The organism is Amycolatopsis sp. NPDC049252 (genome assembly GCF_043197175.1).
Classification (GTDB): domain Bacteria; phylum Actinomycetota; class Actinomycetes; order Mycobacteriales; family Pseudonocardiaceae; genus Amycolatopsis.
Window position 1 is genome coordinate 137428 of the sequence record NZ_JBICSQ010000012.1, and the last position, 17288, is coordinate 154715.

At 71.8% G+C, this 17288-nt stretch carries 14 protein-coding genes and 1 pseudogene; 6 read left to right on the top strand and 9 right to left on the bottom strand.

Annotation, left to right across the window (positions count from 1 at the left end; translation table 11 throughout):
- Positions 1-192: 192 nt before the first annotated feature.
- Positions 193-807, bottom strand: coding sequence for a hypothetical protein (locus tag ACGFMK_RS17260; RefSeq protein ID WP_392763597.1), 615 nt, complete (start codon positions 805-807; stop codon positions 193-195).
- Between the two features lie 183 nt (positions 808-990).
- Here ACGFMK_RS17260 and ACGFMK_RS17265 point away from each other — a divergent pair, with 183 nt between their 5' ends.
- Positions 991-1278 carry an acylphosphatase gene (locus tag ACGFMK_RS17265; protein WP_392763600.1) on the top strand — a complete coding sequence of 96 codons (288 nt, stop codon included), beginning with the start codon at positions 991-993 and terminating at the stop codon, positions 1276-1278.
- 168 nt (positions 1279-1446) lie between these two features.
- Positions 1447-5049 carry a chromosome segregation protein SMC gene (gene smc, locus ACGFMK_RS17270; RefSeq protein WP_392763602.1) on the top strand — a complete coding sequence of 1201 codons (3603 nt, stop codon included), beginning with the start codon at positions 1447-1449 and terminating at the stop codon, positions 5047-5049.
- 1 nt (position 5050) lies between these two features.
- Here smc and ACGFMK_RS17275 read toward each other — a convergent pair whose 3' ends face one another.
- The 4 genes from ACGFMK_RS17275 to ACGFMK_RS17290 all read right to left on the bottom strand — a co-directional run bounded on the left by ACGFMK_RS17275 (position 5051) and on the right by ACGFMK_RS17290 (position 8715).
- Positions 5051-5278 carry a hypothetical protein gene (locus tag ACGFMK_RS17275; protein ID WP_392763605.1) on the bottom strand — a complete coding sequence of 76 codons (228 nt, stop codon included), beginning with the start codon at positions 5276-5278 and terminating at the stop codon, positions 5051-5053.
- Positions 5279-5348: 70 nt separating this feature from the next.
- Positions 5349-5849 (bottom strand): DUF3455 domain-containing protein, encoded by a 501-nt coding sequence (locus tag ACGFMK_RS17280; RefSeq protein WP_392763608.1) that lies wholly within the window; start codon positions 5847-5849, stop codon positions 5349-5351.
- A gap of 84 nt (positions 5850-5933) precedes the next feature.
- Positions 5934-7490 carry a sodium:solute symporter gene (locus ACGFMK_RS17285; protein WP_392763610.1) on the bottom strand — a complete coding sequence of 519 codons (1557 nt, stop codon included), beginning with the start codon at positions 7488-7490 and terminating at the stop codon, positions 5934-5936.
- A 16-nt stretch (positions 7491-7506) separates the two neighbouring features.
- The gene (locus ACGFMK_RS17290) at positions 7507-8715 is read right to left on the bottom strand and encodes an anhydro-N-acetylmuramic acid kinase (protein ID WP_392763613.1); all 1209 of its coding nucleotides are present in this window, start codon (positions 8713-8715) and stop codon (positions 7507-7509) included.
- 139 nt (positions 8716-8854) lie between these two features.
- Between ACGFMK_RS17290 and ftsY the strand changes: the two genes are divergently transcribed.
- Positions 8855-10150, top strand: a complete 1296-nt coding sequence (ftsY, locus tag ACGFMK_RS17295) for a signal recognition particle-docking protein FtsY (protein ID WP_392763616.1) — start codon at positions 8855-8857, stop codon at positions 10148-10150.
- Here the strand turns inward: ftsY and ACGFMK_RS17300 are convergent.
- Entirely contained in the window at positions 10147-10908 is a 762-nt protein-coding gene (locus ACGFMK_RS17300; protein ID WP_392763619.1) for a hypothetical protein, read from the bottom strand. The genes ftsY and ACGFMK_RS17300 overlap by 4 nt on opposite strands.
- A gap of 54 nt (positions 10909-10962) precedes the next feature.
- Positions 10963-11466, bottom strand: a complete 504-nt coding sequence (locus ACGFMK_RS17305; protein ID WP_392763622.1) for a hypothetical protein — start codon at positions 11464-11466, stop codon at positions 10963-10965.
- 144 nt (positions 11467-11610) lie between these two features.
- Here ACGFMK_RS17305 and ACGFMK_RS17310 point away from each other — a divergent pair.
- Positions 11611-12110, top strand: a pseudogene (locus tag ACGFMK_RS17310) (GNAT family N-acetyltransferase).
- 92 nt (positions 12111-12202) lie between these two features.
- Here ACGFMK_RS17310 and ACGFMK_RS17315 read toward each other — a convergent pair.
- Complete coding sequence (locus tag ACGFMK_RS17315; RefSeq protein WP_392763625.1) at positions 12203-12979, bottom strand: IclR family transcriptional regulator; 777 nt, start codon at positions 12977-12979, stop codon at positions 12203-12205.
- A gap of 112 nt (positions 12980-13091) precedes the next feature.
- Between ACGFMK_RS17315 and aceB the strand changes: the two genes are divergently transcribed.
- Both aceB and ACGFMK_RS17325 read left to right on the top strand, forming a co-directional pair.
- Positions 13092-14672, top strand: coding sequence for a malate synthase A (gene aceB / locus ACGFMK_RS17320; protein WP_392763628.1), 1581 nt, complete (start codon positions 13092-13094; stop codon positions 14670-14672).
- On the top strand, positions 14672-15859 hold the full coding sequence (locus ACGFMK_RS17325; protein ID WP_392763631.1) for a DUF6986 family protein: 1188 nt from the start codon (positions 14672-14674) through the stop codon (positions 15857-15859). Before aceB ends, ACGFMK_RS17325 begins: the two co-directional genes overlap by 1 nt.
- A gap of 233 nt (positions 15860-16092) precedes the next feature.
- Here the strand turns inward: ACGFMK_RS17325 and ACGFMK_RS17330 are convergent, their stop codons facing one another.
- Positions 16093-17286 (bottom strand): DUF2786 domain-containing protein, encoded by a 1194-nt coding sequence (locus ACGFMK_RS17330; RefSeq protein WP_392763634.1) that lies wholly within the window; start codon positions 17284-17286, stop codon positions 16093-16095.
- Positions 17287-17288: the final 2 nt, after the last annotated feature.

A 17288-nucleotide genomic window follows, 5' to 3' on the forward strand; every position in this document is an offset into this window, starting at 1 on the left:
GGCTCCCCGCGCGGGGTGGGGGACCCCGGTCCGGGCCCCCACCCCGGGGGGGTGTTTTTTTATTGGGTTTAAACCCTTAAAAACCACCCACGACCCCTGCCGGGGCAGCGAGGTGAGACGTTCGTGCCGGCACCGGGAGGCCGGAAACGCCGGAGGCCACCGCCGCGGCGGTGGCCTCCGGAGACTCCGTGCTTACTTGGCCGTCGGCGCGGTGCCGGTCGTGCTGACCGGCGGGGCGCCCGACGAGCTGCCTCCGCCACCGGCGGGCGGCGGGGTCGACGTGTCCGTCGGCGGGTCGGTCCGCGGGGACGTCGTCGTGGTCGTCGGCGTCGTCGGGGGAGTGCTGCTCGGCGGCGTCGAGTGGCTGGGCGGGTCGGAATGGGGTGGCGGGGTGCTGCCGCCGGTGTCGTTGCGCGGGGGCGGCGGGGCCTGGGTGACGACCGTGGTGGTCGTCTTGCCGTCCGGGCTGACCGAAACCACCGTCCTCGGGGCGCTCGAAGAGGTCGTGTCCGTCGGCGACGGCGGGCCGCCGAGGGTGGACGGGCCGCCCGGGGTGGGGGTGCCCGGCACCGTCTGGACGCCCGCGGGCGACGTGCCCTGGCCGCCGGGGGCGCCGGTGCCGCCCGCGGTGGTCGCGGGGACCGGGCCGGCGAGCTCGGCGACGGCGGCGAACGCCGTCGCGACGACCAGCCCGGCCACCCCGAGTACGACGTACCCGGCGCGGTTCGGTTTGCTGCTCTTCGGCGGCGCGGTGGTGTCGACCCTCGTGATGCGTGAGCTCGAATCTGACCCGTCGGGGCGGGGCATACAGGCTCCTAGTAGATCGGGAAGCGGCTCGGAGGTCGTCAAACGATCACTGCTTGCCCCGGGCGGGGGAACCCGGGAGGGCGACCTCGGCGGGGAGATTATCACCGTCAGTGCCGCATTCGCCCAGGTAGGGAGCCTGAGTGATCACTGTGCGCAGTCGATCTGTCCGGAAAGGATGAACGCGTGAGTGAGCAAGAAACGAACACCCGGTTGACGGCGTGGGTCCGCGGGCGCGTGCAGGGTGTCGGTTTCCGCTGGTGGACGCGCAGCCGCGCGCTCGAACTCGGCTTGGTCGGCAGCGCGCGCAACATGCCCGACGGTCGTGTTGAGGTCATAGCGGAGGGTGAGCGAAACCACTGTGAGCGGCTGTTGACCGCCCTTCGTTCCGGAGAATCACCCGGAAGTGTGGAGACGGTGGTCGAGCGCTGGTCCGACCCGAAAGGGGGGCTCAGCGGGTTCGCCGAGCGGTAGTCCGGCGTTGGTACTTCCGGGGCGGGTGTGGCGCACGAGGTTGCTGAGCACTCGAACGCCGTGCTAAGGCGCGCCGGTGAGGGGGCGCGTCCGGCGGTCCCCGGACGCCCCCAGGTAACCTGGGACGATTGAAACGCCAGTACCGGCAGCCAGAGGGGTCAGCACCCAGTGCACCTGAAAAGCTTGACGCTGAAGGGCTTCAAGTCCTTCGCCTCGGCGACCACGCTGCGCTTCGAGCCGGGGATCACCTGCGTGGTCGGCCCGAACGGCTCCGGCAAGTCGAACGTCCTGGACGCGCTGCGCTGGGTCATGGGTACCCAGGGCGCCAAGGACCTGCGCGGCGGCAAGATGGAGGACGTCATCTTCGCCGGCACCGCGGGCCGCGCCCCGCTCGGCCGCGCCGAGGTCACCCTCACCATCGACAACGCCGACGGCGCGCTCCCGATCGAGTACGCCGAGGTGTCGATCACCCGCCGGATGTTCCGCGACGGCGCCAGCGAGTACGAGATCAACGGCGACCGCTGCCGCCTGATGGACGTCCAGGAGCTGCTGTCGGACTCCGGCATCGGCCGCGAGATGCACGTCATCGTGGGGCAGGGCCAGCTCTCGGCCATCCTCGAGTCCAAGCCCGAGGAGCGCCGCGCCTTCATCGAAGAGGCCGCCGGCGTCCTCAAGCACCGCAAGCGCAAAGAACAGACCCTGCGCAAGCTGGCCAACATGCAGGGCAACCTCGACCGCCTCGGCGACCTCACCACCGAGCTGCGCCGCCAGCTCAAGCCGCTGGGCAAGCAGGCCGAGATCGCCCGCAAGGCCCAGTCCGTGCAGTCCGAGCTGCGTGACTCCCGGCTGCGCCTGCTCGCCGACGACCTGGTCACCCAGCGCGGCTCGATCGCGCGGGAAGAGGCCGACGAGAAGGTCGCCCGCCAGCGCCGCGCCGAGGTCGAGCAGACCCTCGAGATCGTCTCCGCCGAGGAGACCGAGCTGGAGTCGTCGCTGGCCGAGGACGCGCCGCTGCTGCAGAGCGCCCAGGAGACCTGGTACAAGCTGTCGGCGCTGGCCGAGCGGCTGCGCGGCACCGTCCGCCTGGCGATCGAGCGTCAGCGCCACCTCTCCGCCGACGTCACCACGACCACCGGCGGCCGCGACCCCGAAGAGCTGCTCGAAGAGGCCGAGCGCGTCGCCGAGCAGGAAGAGGAGCTCAACGAGGCCGTCATGGAGGCCCGCGAGCTGCTCGCCCAGACCGTGCTGCGGCGCGAGGACCTCGAACAGCGCGTCCAGGCCGCCGAGCGCGCGCACTGGGCCGCCGTCCGCGCCATCGCCGACCGGCGCGAGGGCATGGCCAAGCTGACCGGTCAGGTCGAGGGGCTGCGCAGCAAGAACGGCGCCACCTCCGACGAGATCGACCGCCTCAGCGTCTCCCTCGAGGAGTCCGCCGAGCGCGCCGAGATCGCCGTCGAAGAACTCGAAGTGGCCAAGGCGGAGGGCGGCGTCGAGGAGTCCGACGACTCCGGCCTGATGGACCGCCACGACCGCGCGGTCGAGGCCAACAACGCGGCCAAGGCGCGCGTCGAAGAGCTGGTCAAGGCCGAACGCGCCGCCGAGCGCGAGATCGCGTCGGAGAAGGCCCGCGTCGAGGCGCTGTCGATGGGGCTCAAGCGCAAGGACGGCGCGGGCGCGCTGCTCGGCGCGTCCCACGAGCTGCCCGGCCTGCTGGGCTCGGTCGCCGCGCTGCTGACCGTCGAGCCCGGCCACGAGGTCGCGCTGGCCGCGGCGCTCGGCCCGGTGGCCGACGCGGTCGCCGTCAACGGCGGCGAAGACGCCCTGCGCGCGCTGAAGTACCTGAAGGACACCGATTCGGGACGCGCGGGCATCGTGCTCGGCGCGCCCGAGTCCACTGTGGACACCTACGGCTGGCCCGCCCTGCCGGAAGGCGCGCGCTGGGCCCGCGAGGTCGTCACCGCGCCGGCGCAGCTGCGGCCCGCCGTCGAGCAGGCGCTGGACAAGCTCGCCCTGGTCCGCGACCTCGAGTCGGCCCGGCAGCTGGTCGCCACGCACCCGGACGTCCGCGCGGTCACCGCCGAGGGTGACGTCTTCGGGGCCCGCTGGGCGATCGGCGGGTCCGGCGCCCGCGAGAGCGTGATCGAGGTCCAGGCCGCCGTCGACGAGGCCGGGGTCCGGCTGCGCACGGCCGAGCGGCAACTGGAGCAGTACGCGGCCGAGCTGGAAGGCGCCCGTGCCGAGCAGCAGGCCCGCCGCGAAGAGGTCTCCCAGGCCAAGGACGCCCTCGGCGACGCCAAGGTGCGCAAGGCCCGCTCTTCGGAGCGGCTCAACCGGCTGCAGCAGGCCGCGCGGGCCGCGCAGGCCGAGGTCGAGCGGCTCTCCGGCCAGCGCGCGAAGGTCGAGCAGAGCCGGGTGCAGGCGCTGGCCCAGCTCGCCGAGCTGGAGGAACGCCTCGCCGCCGTGGCCGAGCAGCCGGTCGAGGACGACCCGGACACCGCCGAGCGCGACCTGGCCGTCGAAGAGCTGGCCGTCGTCCGGCAGGAGGAGATGGAGGCGCGGCTCGCGCAGCGCACCGCCGAGGAGCGGGCGCGCAGCATCGCGGGCAAGGCCGAAGGCCTCCGCCGCGCCGCGCACGCCGAGCAGCAGGCCCGGGAGCGCGCCGAGCGCGCCGCCGCGGCCCGCAAGCGTGGCGCCGAGATCGCCAACGCCGTCGTCAACGGCGGTGAGATCGCGCTCGAGCGCATCGAGCACTCGGTCCAGCGCGCGGCCACCGAGCGCGACCAGGTCCAGGCCCGCCGGCAGAGCCGCGAGTCCGCGCTGACCGGCGTCCGCGCCAAGGTCCGCGAACTCACCGGCGAGCTGGAGAAGCTGACCGACGCCGTGCACCGCGACGAGGTCCAGCGCGCCGAGCAGCGGCTGCGGCTGGAGACCCTGGAAGCCAAGATCGCCGAGGACTTCGGCATCGGGCTCGCCGACCTCGTCCAGGAGTACGGCCCGGACGTCCCGGTGCCGCCGAGCGCGGGCGAGATGGCCGAGTACGAGGCGGCCAAGGAACGCGGCGAGGACGTCACCCCGCCGCCGCCGATGCCGTACGACCGCGACACCCAGGCCCGCCGCGCCAAGCGCGCCGAGAAGGACCTTTCCCTGCTGGGCAAGGTGAACCCCCTCGCGCTGGAGGAGTTCGCGGCGCTGGAGGAGCGGTACAAGTTCCTCTCCACGCAGCTCGAGGACCTCAAGGACACCCGCAAGGACCTCGAGGCCGTGATCAAGCAGGTCGACGAGAAGATCCTGGAGGTCTTCGCCGGGGCGTACGCGGACGTCGCCCGCGAGTTCGAGACGGTGTTCAGCGTGCTGTTCCCCGGCGGCGAGGGCCGGATGGTCCTCACCCAGCCGGACGACCTGCTCGCGACCGGCGTCGACGTCGAGGCGCGCCCGCCGGGCAAGAAGGTCAAGCGGCTGTCGCTGCTGTCGGGTGGCGAGAAGTCGCTGGTCGCGGTGGGCATGCTGGTCGCGATCTTCCGCGCCCGCCCTTCACCCTTCTACGTCATGGACGAGGTCGAGGCGGCGCTGGACGACACCAACATGCGCCGGCTGATCGGGCTGCTGGAGCAGCTGCGCGACTCGTCGCAGCTGATCATCATCACCCACCAGAAGCCGACCATGGAGATCGCGGACGCCCTCTACGGCGTGAGCATGCAGGGCGACGGCATCACGAAGGTGATCTCGCAGCGCCTGCGCACGGCCGACGACGAGCCGGTCGCGGTCGGCTAGCTCAGCGCATGTCGTCTTCGCGCGGCGCGGGCCGGTCTTCGCCGCGGACGCGCGGCTCGTAGGTGCTCAGGTCGTTGCCGACGCTCCCGGCGTCGCCCAGCCGGGGCCGGCGCCCGCCGGGCCGGAGCATGCCGCCCTTGACGCCGCGTTTGCGGTCGAGCCGGTCCATGACCAGGCCGATGACGAGCAGCACGGCGAGGAGCACGCCGATGCCGATGAAGAACCCCATGGGAAACCCCCTGTCTCCGCGCGCAGTTTACGGTGGCGCGGAGACCAGGGGCACCGGTTTTCGCCGACGGCTAGCCGGCCACCCAGAAGGCGTAGTCGGCCGTGTAGTGGACCGCGGTCTGCGCGCCTTCCGTGCACGACCCGGCCGGTGCGAGGCCGCCGTGGGTGTTCAGGCGCTGGACGTAGGTGACCTTGCCGAACACGCCCGTGCCGCTGTTGAGGTTCGCCTTGAGCAGCAGCTCCGGGATCGCGCCGTCACGCGGTGAGGTCGCCACCGCGGCCGCGCCGACCGTGCTTCCGTCCACAGTGGACGTCCACACCGGACCCTTGCTGTGGATCGCCACCGGCTGGCCGTGTTTCGACAGCACGGCCGCGGGCTGGATCAGCGCCCACGCGCCGTTCGTGCAGCCGTAGATCTGAACGCCGTCGCCGGAGTAGGTGACGAGGGGCCGGTTGCCGTCCGGGACCTGGACCGCCACCGGGACCTTCGGGGTCGCCGTGGCGGCCGAAGCCGTCGCCGCGCCGCCGAGTGCCAGCGAGCCGACCGCGAGCGCAACCAAAATCCGTTTCATGTTCCCACCTTCGCATCCTCCCGCCGCTTCCCGGCGGGCTCCCGATGACCAACACGGGCGCCCGCCGGAACCGGTTCAGAAGAATCAGGCGGGAGTCACTTCTTCGGCGACCTCCTCGGGAGCCGCCTTCGGGTCCGGGGTGCGGTGCCGCAGCGAGAGCAACCCGCCCACGACCAGCGTGATCACCACGCCCAGCAGCGTGTACCAGGGGTAGGCGAGCGCGACCTTGTCCCCGGCCGCCTTGCTGAAGTCGATCCCGATCAGGCCGCCGGTCTTGGCGCTGAACTTCAGGCCGAGGATCACGAACGCCATCACCACGACCGTCGCGACGAACGCGATGATCGCGTCCACCTGGCGGGCCTTCTTGATCAGCAGGCCGAGCAGGAACGCCCCGAGCAGCGCGCCGTAGGTGTAGCCGGTGATGGCCAGGCCGAGCTCGATCACGGAGTTCTTCGTGGTGGAGAACAGCGACGCGAACACGGCGAACACCACGGCCCAGATCAGCGTCCACATGCGGCCGTGCTGCAGCAGCTTCGAGTCCTCGGGCGACTTCTTGGTGAAGCGCTGGTAGAGGTCGGCCACGGTCGACGTCGAGAGCGCGTTGAGCGCCGACGCGAGCGCGCCCATGGTCGAGGCGAGCACCCCGGCGATGAGCAGGCCCGACACCCCGACCGGCAGGTCGTCGATGATGAACTTCGAGAACACGTCGTCCGGGCTCTGCAGGCCGAGCGCCGCCACCGACTTGCGGCCGTTGAACACCCACAGCATCGCCCCGACCAGCAGGAACAGCGCGAACTGGATGGTGACGATGATGCCGCTGCCGATGAGCGCCTTCTGGCCGTCGCGCAGGCTGCGCGTGGCCATCAGCCGCTGCGCGATCAGCTGGTCCGCGCCGTGCGAGGCCATCGACAGCGCCGCACCGCCGAGCACCGCCGTCACGAAGGCGTACGGGCTGGTCAGGAGGTTCTTCGTGAAGTCGACGAGCATGAACTTGCCGTCCGCGGAAGCCTGGGTCGCCCAGTCACCCGGCAGCTTGTTCAGCAGCACGATCGCCGCCACCGCGGCGCCGCCGAGGTAGAGCGTCAGCTGGATGACGTCGACCCAGACGACCGCCTTGATCCCGCCGATGTAGGCGTAGATCAGCGTCAGCGCGGTCAGGATCACCACGATCACCCAGTAGTCCAGGTGGACGTTGTAGTGCCCCAGGATCACCTTGATCGGGATCGCGCCGGCGAACAGCCGCACCCCCTCGGCCAGCAGCCGCGTCACCACGAACGTCACCGACGCCGTGCCCTGCAGCCCCGAGCCGAACCGCTTGCCCAGGAAGGCGTACGCGCTCACGAGGTTGCCGCGGAAGTACCGCGGCAGCAGCACGAACGCGGCGATGACCCGGCCGATGATGTAGCCGAACGCCAGCTGCAGGAACAGGAACGCGTTGCCGAACACCAGGCCCGGCGTGCTGATCACGGTCAGCGTCGACGTCTCGGTCGCCACCACGGACAGCATCACCGCGCCCCACGGCAGGCTGCGCTCGCCGACGAAGTAGTCGGCGGCCGACCGTTGTTTCCGCCCGACCAGCACGCCTATCAGCGGCATCGCCGCCAGGTAGACGACGATGATGGCCAGATCGACACCCCGCATGGACTTCTCCTACTCCTCATCCGGCCTTCTCCGCGACGCGCAACCGCGTCACGGCGCCCCCCAGCGGGGCAGGAAGGGTCAAGGGCCCGGCACCCGGGACGAGGGCGCCGAGCAGGCGCGGGCCCCGCGCACCGGTCGCCGACGGCACCGTACCGGGCACGCCGCACCACGTGAGCCAGCCCAGCAGCGCGGTCAGGTACGCCTCCTTGCCGGCGCCGGGCAGGCCCAGGTCGTCGCTGGTCTTGAGCACGGCGGACGGCAGGTTGCGGGCCAGCGCCGTCATCACGGCCGGGTTAGCGATCCCGCCGCCGGACGCGATCACTGTCGTTACGCCGTGGTGGTGGCACTGTTCGGCGACGGAGACGGCGGTGAGCTCGGTGAGCGTCGCGAGCAGGTCGGCCGCGGCGACCGGCGGCAGATCGTCGAGGGCGGCGTCGAGGTAGGCCGCGTTGAAGTACTCCTTGCCGGTGGACTTCGGCGCCGGGGCGGCGAAGTACGGGTCGGCGAGCAGCCGGACGAGCAGGTCGGCGCGCACCGAGCCGCTCAGCGCGAGCCGCCCGTCGAGGTCGCTGCGGCTGCCGGTGACGCGGTGGGCGGCGAGGTCGAGCAGCGCGTTGGCCGGCCCGGTGTCGTAGGCGATCGCCGGCTCGCCCGCGGTGACGACGGTGATGTTCGCGATCCCGCCCAGGTTGAGCGCGGCGACCGGGCGCCCGCTGTCCTCGGCCAGGCCGCGCAGCCACAGCTGGTCGAACGTGCTGGCCAGCGGCGCGCCGTGCCCGCCGGCGGCGACGTCGCGGGCCCGCAGGTCGGCGAGCACCGGCAGCCCGGTGCGCTCGGCGATCCACGCGGGCTGGCCGAGCTGCAGGGTGCCACGGGCGCTGCCGTCCTCCACCCAGTGGAACACCGTCTGGCCCAGCGAGGCGACGAGGTCCGCGGTGCCGCCCGCCAGCTCGACGGCGCCGCGCAAAGCGGCGTCGGCGAACGCCTGGCCGACACCGGTGTCGAGCCGGGTCAGCTCCCCGGCGGTGCACGGATTCGGCGGCAACGCGGCGAGCAGGCCCTCACGCAGCGGTTCGGGGTAGGGGACGTCGAGCTCGCCGAGCGGGGTCAGCACCACGGTGTCCTCTTCGGCGTGCAGGTCGGCCGCGGCGACGTCGATGCCGTCGACCGAGGTGCCCGAAATCAGCCCGATCACCCGGAAGCCGTGGCTCGCGCGTTTCCCCATCCGGAGGGGTTTAGTGCAGGGCCCCGGGTGACGCAACCCACGCGGTGAAGTCTTGGCCCAATCGGGATGTACGTCGTTACGAATTGCCTGCGCGGACGGCGGGTCCGCGGCGACGGCGGGCCAATGAAAGGATGGTCCCGTGTCGAGCTCCTGGTTCCTCTTCGTAATCATCGCGGTCGTCGTGCTGGTCGCCCTGCTGGTGACCGGCCTGCTGATCGCGCGCAAGCGCCGTATCAGCCTGGACGCCCAGCGCGAGGTCGAGGCCAAGCCGAAGGGCGGCGGCTACGCGGCCAGCGGGGGCATCGCCCTCGCGCCCGGCGGCGAGGCTCCCGAGGTCGAGGAGCCGGCCGAGCACCCGGTCGAGGACCGTCCGGAGGTCGACGGCCAGCCCGCCGTGGGCGACGACGCCGCGGTCCCGCGCGACTCGGCCCAGCGCACGGTTCGCGACGTCAAGCTGCCGGATGCCGAGGTTGTGGAGCCGGCGGCCGTCACCGAGGAGATCGACCCCGCGGCCGGCCGGCTGGAGCGGCTGCGCGGGCGGCTCACGAAGTCGCGTTCTATGTTCGGGCAGAGCCTGCTGGGCCTGCTCGGCGCCGGCGACCTCGACGAGGACTCCTGGCAGGACGTCGAAGACACGCTGCTGATGGCCGACCTGGGCGCGGCGACCACGAACCACATCGTCGAGCGGCTGCGCGACGAGCTGTCCCGGCGCGCGGTGCGGAACTCGGCCGAGGCCCGCGAAGTGCTGCACGAGGTGCTGACGGCGGAGCTGTCGACCGACGGCCACCGCGCGGTGCGGGCGCTGCCGCACACCGTCGACGGGAAGAAGCAGCCCGCGGTGGTGCTGGTCGCGGGCGTCAACGGCACGGGCAAGACGACGACCACGGGCAAGCTCGCGCGGGTGCTCGTCGCCCAGGGCGCCACGGTGGTGCTGGGCGCGGCGGACACGTTCCGCGCGGCGGCGGCCGACCAGCTCCAGACGTGGGCCGAGCGCGTCGGCGCGGAGGTCGTGCGCGGCAAGGAAGGCGCCGACCCGGCGGCCGTCGCGTTCGACGCGGTCAAGCGCGGCGTGGACACGGGCGTCGACGCGGTCCTGGTCGACACGGCGGGCCGCCTGCACACGAAGACCGGCCTGATGGACGAGCTGGGCAAGGTCAAGCGCGTCGTCGAGAAGCAGGCGAAGGTCGACGAGGTCCTGCTGGTCCTCGACGCGACCACGGGCCAGAACGGCCTGATGCAGGCGCGGGTGTTCGCCGAGGTCATCGACGTCACGGGCATCGTCCTGACCAAGCTGGACGGCACCGCCAAGGGCGGCATCGTGTTCCAGGTCCAGCGCGAGCTGGGCGTCCCGGTGAAGCTGGTCGGCCTGGGTGAGGGCCCGGACGACCTGGCGCCGTTCGAGCCGGGCGCGTTCGTGGACGCCCTGCTGGGCTAACGGATCCGTTTCCGGGTGGCCCAGTCGTGGACGGTGCCACCCGCCTTGAAGTGGCTGTCGTGGTGCAGGCACAGCCCGTTCGTGCTGAAGGTGGAAACCGTCATGGTGCAGCGCGAGCCGCGCTGCACCACGCTCGCACGGCACCGCGCGTCCGCCGCGGCGGTACGGGTGGCGAGCTGCGCGGCTCGGTGCGCGCGAGCCCATGAGGCCGGCAGCTGCGGCCGGTCTGGGCACGGCGGCGGCAGCTCGAACGGGCTCGTTCCGTCCGGCTTGCGCAGGCCGAGCCGTTCGAGCAGCTCCTCGGTCGGCACCTCGGTGGTGATGGTGAGCTGATCGGTCCGGTTGCTGGCCACCCAGTGGCGGGCCCAGCCGACGCCGTGCAGCACCGGGTTGCCGCCGAGCTGCGCGGGCGGCTCGAGGACCAGCGCGCTGATCAGGTAGTCGTCGCGTGCCAGGGTCAGGTGCGCGGTCTCGCCGAGCAGCATCGGCACCGTCACCCCGTGCGGTTCCCCGGTGTTCCCGGCCGGGGCCGTCTGGAAGGCCAGCAGCACGGGACGCCGTCCGGCGGGCACGTGCCGCACGACGATGTCGACGTCGCTGGTCACGTCGCCGATCCGGTGGCGCCGGGGCTCCGGCAGCGTGACAGCCCGCCGTGAACCGTCGAAGGCCCGGTCCACGGCCCGTTCGGCGAGCCTGCCGACGACCGCCGCGGCCGCGGCCTGACCCAGCCAGACGAGTGATCCGGTGAACGGTTCCAAGTCGTGCCCCCTCTCTCGCTCCTTCAGAGTCGCGAGAGGGCGGCCGGATACCGGCTAGAGCCGAGACGGCGGCAGCCGGAACAACGGCGTGCCGTCCGCCTTGCGCAGCCCCAGCTGCAGCAGCACCGGCGCCGTCGGGTGGTGGGCCGGGATGACCAGCGGGGACGTCCGGCGGGACGTCACCTTCAGCCGGGACCAGCCGATGCCCTGCAGCGTCTGGCCGGATCGGGTGCGCCCCAGCGGGTCGACGATCATCGCCGCGCCGAAGTAGTCGCCGCCCGGGAGGTTGACGCGGGTCGTGTGGCCGAGCACGACCGAGAACACCGTGCCCGTGCGGCTGCCGTCCTCCTGCAGCGTCAGGATCACCGGCGTGCGGGTCCGGATCGTCAGGTGGTGCCGCACCGAGATCTCGACCGTCCCCGGCGGCGATCCGCCGAGCCGGGGCCACGAGGGCATCGGCGGCGGCCCGTCGAGCGCGCGGTCGACCAGCCGGTCGAGCAGGTTCGAGGCGGCGCCCTGGGCGAGCCAGGCGAGCGCGCCGCCGGTGTGGGAGTCCATGACCGACCCTTCCGGGAAAATCGGATGACGGGCGGTGCGCGCCGACGCAGAATCCGGGTATGCCCGGTTGACGCACTTCCGCTCGTGCCCCTCCTCGTGACAGACGTCCCAAAGCCGTCATTCACCACGAGAGAGGACCGAAGCATGCCCATCATCCACGGTGCGCGGGTACTTTTGCGTACCATTTCGGCAAAAGACCGGGACCGTCTCCGCGAGATCCTGGCCACCCCGGAGGTCGCCCGCTGGTGGGGCGACCCGGACCACGAGGTCAACGGCCTGTACGACGTCGAAGACGGCTACACCTGCTACGTGATCGAACTCGACGGCCTGGTCGTCGGGATCATCCAGAGCTGTGAAGAGCTGGAGCCGCAGTACCACCACGCCGGGATCGACATCTCCGTGCACCCGGACTTCCACGGCCGCGGCATCGGCACGATGCCCTCCGCACCCTGGCCCGCCACCTCCTGGACAACGGCCACCACCGCCTGACGATCGACCCGTCGGCGTCCAACGAGGTGGCCATCCGGGTCTACACGAAGCTGGGTTTCCGCCCGGTCGGCTTGCTGCGCCGCTACGAGCGCGCTCCGGACGGCACCTGGCGTGACGGCCTGCTCATGGACCTGCTGGAAGGCGAGCTGAAGTGAGTCGGTCCTCGGCGGCCGCCGAGTTGCCTGCCCTGGTCGACCTGCGTTTCGCGCAGGCGCGATGAGCTCCGAGTCACCGGCGATCACTCGGCTCACACGGTGACCGTGGCCTGGGAGAGACTCGCACCCAGGGCGTCCGCCACCCGCTGCACCGCCGGGGCGATGTGCGCCACCGCCTCGGCGGTCAGCCGTCCGGACGGACCGGACACCGACACCGCCGCGGGCACCGGCGCGCCCGGCACCGCCACCGCGACGCACCGGACCCCGAGCTCCTGCTCCGCCTCGTCGAGCGCGTACCCCTGCGAAGCGATGCGAGACAGTTCGACGGCCAGCGCGTCCGCGTCGGTGAACGTGTGCTCGGTGTACGCGGGCATGCCCGTCCGCTCCAGCAGGGCGCGGACGTCCTCGGCGGGCAGGTGCGCCAGCATCGCCTTGCCGACGCCCGTGCCGTGCGGCAGCAGCCGCCGGCCGACCTCGGTGAACATCCGCATCGAGTGCTTCGAGGGCACCTGGGCCACGTACACGACCTCGTCGCGCTCGAGGACCGCCAGGTTCGCCGTCTCGCCGACCTCCTCGACCAGCTCCGCCAGCAGCGGCCGCGCCCAGGCGCCGAACTGCATGCTCGCGTTCTCGCCGAGCCGGATCAGCCGCGCGCCCAGCGCGTACCGGCGGTTGGTGTTCTGCCGGACGTACCCCAGGTCGACCAGGGTGCGGATGAGCCGGTGGATCGTCGGCATCGGCAGCCCGGACAGCGTCGCGAGCTCGGACAGACTGGCCTCACCGCCGGTGTCCGCGAGGTGTTCCAGCAGCTCGAAGGCACGCTGCAGGGACTGGACGCCGCCATCGCGCCCATTCTTCTCCGCTGCCACCGGTGGTCCTCCTTACGTCTGCGTTGAGCTTCCGCTATGCAGAAACTATAGTCCGGCTGGTAGAAAACCGTAGGGCCGTTATCCAAAGATCCGAACCCTCGAGGTGTTCCGCATGTCTTCTGAAGTCCAGGTGCTGGGCGACCCGGTCGAGCGTGGCGACGAGATCCTGACGCCGGAGGCGCTCGCCTTCCTCGCCGGCCTGCACGACGCCTTCGCCGGCCGCCGCGACGAGCTGCTGCAGGCACGCGGCAAGCGCCGCGAGGAGGCCCGCACCACCGGCAAGCTGGATTTCCTGCCGGAGACCAAGGAAATCCGCGAGGGCGACTGGAAGGTCGCCGAGGCGCCGGCCGCGCTGCGCGACCGCCGCGTCGAGATCACCGGGCCGACCGACCGCAAGATGACGATCAACGCGCTCAACTCCGGCGCGAAGGTGTGGCTCGCCGACCTCGAAGACGCCAACACGCCGCACTGGGCGAACGTGGTGTCCGGCCAGGTCAACCTGTACGACGCCGTCCGCGAGGACATCACGCTGGAGAGCGGCGGCAAGAGCTACGTCCTGAAGGACGACGTCGAGCACGCGACGATCGTGGTCCGCCCGCGCGGCTGGCACCTCGACGAGCGCGGCCTGTCCTTCGGCGGGCGCGAGGCCGTGGGCGCGCTGGTCGACTTCGGCCTGCACTTCTTCCACAACGCGAAGGAGTCGCTGAGCCGCGGCAAGGGCCCGTACTACTACCTCCCGAAGATGGAGAGCCACCTCGAAGCGCGGCTCTGGAACGACGTCTTCACCCACTCCGAGAAGGCGCTCGGCATCGAGCACGGCACCGTCCGCGCGACCGTGCTGATCGAGACCATCCCGGCCGCGTTCGAGATGGAGGAGATCCTCTACGAGCTGCGCGAGCACGCCTCGGGCCTGAACGCCGGCCGCTGGGACTACCTCTTCAGCGTCATCAAGTACTTCCGCGACGCGGGTGAGAAGTTCGTGCTGCCGGACCGCAACTCCGTCACCATGACCGCGCCGTTCATGCGCGCCTACACCGAGCTGCTCGTGCGCACCTGCCACAAGCGCGGCGCGTTCGCGATCGGCGGCATGGCCGCGTTCATCCCGAACCGCAACGACCCGGAGGTCACCAAGGCGGCGCTCGACAAGGTCCGCGCCGACAAGAGCCGCGAGGCCGGTGACGGCTTCGACGGTTCCTGGGTGGCGCACCCCGGCATGGTCGACATCTGCCGCGAGGAGTTCGACAAGGTCCTCGGCGACCAGCCGAACCAGCTCGACCGCACCCGCGACGAGGTGAGCGTCACCGCCGACCAGCTGCTCGACGTCGCCTCGACGCCGGGTGGCGCGACCGCGGCCGGCCTGCGCGCGGCCGTGGACGTCGGCATCCGCTACATCGCCTCCTGGCTGTCCGGCAACGGCGCGGCGGCGATCCACAACCTGATGGAAGACGCGGCGACGGCGGAGATCTCGCGCTCGCAGGTCTGGCAGTGGGTCAAGAACGGGACCACTTTGGACACCGGCGACGTCGTCACGTCCGAGCTGGTGCGCGGCGTGCTGGCGGAGGTCCGCGGCGAGCTGGCCGCGGAGATCAAGCCGGAGCAGCTGGAACCGGCCGTCGAGCTGTTCGAGCAGGTCGCGCTGGCCGACGGGTTCCCGGACTTCCTGACGCTGCCCGCGTACGAGCGGATCAAGTAGTGCGGCTGTCCCAGGACGTCTACGACGCCGCCGACGCGCGCCTGGCCGAGGCCGACGCGCGCGTCGCGGCGTCGTACCCGGGGGAGCGGCCGGGGCGCCAGCCGGTGCACACGGTGTACGTCCCGGCGTCGTCGTACCGGACGCGGCTCGTCGCGGACTGGGGTAAGCAGGCCATGCGGGTCTTCGTCGAGCACGACGACCTGCTCGGCCTGGACGCCGACGTGTACGAACGCGTCCGCGCCAAGCTGCTGACCGAGCCGATCGAGGACCTGCGGATCGACTTCGAGGACGGCTTCGGCCGCGTCCCGGACGACGTCGAGGACGCGGCCGCGCTGGCGGCCGGGCAGACCCTCGCGACCACGGGCGGCACGCCGTTCGTCGGTATCCGCTTCAAGAGCTTCGAGGCTTTGACGCGCCGCCGCGGCATCCGCACCCTGGACCTGTTCCTGGGCAGCCTGCTGGAGAACGGGCCGCTGCCGCCCGGATTCGTCGTCACACTGCCGAAGGTGACCGCGGTCGACCAGGTCTCGGTCGCCGCAGAGGTGCTGGCACAGCTGGAATCCGCCTACGACCTGCCTGAGCGGTCACTGCGCTTCGAGGTCCAGATCGAGACGGCCCAGTCCATTGTGGACGCGGACGGGACGCTGTCGGTGGCCCGGATCGTGCACGCCGCGGACGGCCGCTGTTCTGGCCTGCACTACGGCACGTACGACTACAGCGCCGGGCTCGGCATCGCGGCGGCGTACCAGAGCATGGAGCACCCGGCGGCGGACCTGGCCAAGCAGCTGATGCAGGTCTCGGCGGCGGGCACCGGCGTCCGGCTGTCGGACGGCTCGACCAACCGCCTCCCGATCGGCGACGCGCTCCCTTCGGCGTGGGCCGAGCACCTGCGCCTGGTCCGCAGGTCGCTGGAACGCGGCTTCTACCAGGGCTGGGACCTGCACCCACACCAGCTGCCAACCCGCTTCGCGGCGACGTACACGTTCTACCGCGAGGGTTTCCCGGCGGCGGTGGACCGGCTGCGCGCGTACGCGGAGAAGACGTCCGGAGGAGTCCTGGACGAACCGGCGACGGCCCAGGCCCTGGCGGTGTACCTGCTGCGCGGCCTGGATTGTGGCGCCCTTGACGAGGCTGAGCTGCCGTTCGGGCGGCCGGAGCTGGAGAAGTACGCGCGTCGCGAGGACTGAGGGCTCGTGAGTGTTTGGTCGGGTTCTGGCGGAGCTGCGTTTGCCGGACCTACGCCTCGTGCTGGTCGTGGCCCTTGCGGGAGAGCCGGCACGCCGCGCAGTGGCCAACACGCCCGAGTTTGCCGGCGTGTTGGCCGTTGCGGTCCGCAGGTGCCGACCTCGCCGCAACCCGAGCCGCGGACCCCGGGCCAGTGGGTGACCAAATAGGGGTCCGTCCCAACCCGACTGAACACTCACGAGCCGGTAAGCCGGGCGCGGTCGGCGGCCGAGCGTCCCGCGTCCCAGCCGTCGAGGTCGCGCACCGTCACGGACTTGCCGACCACGTCGGGGAAGAGCTGGGTGAAGGCCGCCTGCACCTTCAGCTCGTGGGACGCCAGCACCGGCAGCAGGCGGTCCGCGTCGGGGGCGTCCGCGAGGGTGGTCTCCGCGGCCTTTTCCAGGCGCTCGCCGATCCGGGTGGCGTAGGAGACGAGGAACGACTGCCGGAACGCCCGCGACCGCCCGGCCGGGTCGGCGATCATCGCCCGGGTCGCCTGGACCAGCAGGGACGTCGTCAGCAGCGCGACGGCGTCCAGGTCGTTCTCGTCGCCGACCACGGTGACGAAGCCCCAGCGCGCGTCGAAGACGGCGTGGCAGCGGTTCGCCGTCGCCACCACGTGGACCAGGAGCGACTTGGCGTCGAGGTAGGGCGTGTCCAGCCAGAGCCGGCGGGACGCCGGAACGTCGGGCGCCGAACTCTCGACCAGGGCGCGGTCGAGGGCGTATCGGGTCATCAGCTCCTGCGCCTTCGCGGAGAGGGCTTCGGCCTCCTCCGGGAACGAACTCGACTCGGCCTTGGCCAGCAGTGCGCGGACCCGGCTCAGCTGCTTCTCGTCGACGGCGTCGTGGGCCGTCGGCCGATAAGGCGTTCCCGGCGCGGGCAAAACGGGATTCAACGCCGGCATCGACACCAGGAGCCCGAGGGCCTCGACGACGGTCGTCAGCGCCTCCGCGGCGGTCAGGATGTGCTTCGCCGCCCATTGCGTCGCATGGGGTTCGGACGCCGACCACCACTGGACGGCGCCCGTCTCGTCGAGCTGCTCCCGCCAGCCGGGGTGCACGGTCTCGGGAGAGAACTGCCCCGCGTAGCCGGCGAGCGTGTCGAGCACGTACGAGACGGCGAACTCGTCGACCCGCCGCCGCGCCGCCTGGTGGACGTCCTCGGGTAGCCAGCCGTTCCGGCAGACCCGGGTGATCACCCGGCGGCCGGCCAGGTCCACGCCCCTCGCCAAGGAATCCGGCAGCTCCAGTCCAGGCGCGAGCCGTTTCACGGCGGCGGCCTTGGTGCGGTCGAAGGCCGCGGCGAGCAGGAAGTCGGCGAACTCCTCGGCCGTCCGGGGCACCGGGACGTCCTCGACGGCGGTCGCCCGGCGCTTCTGCTTACCCATGT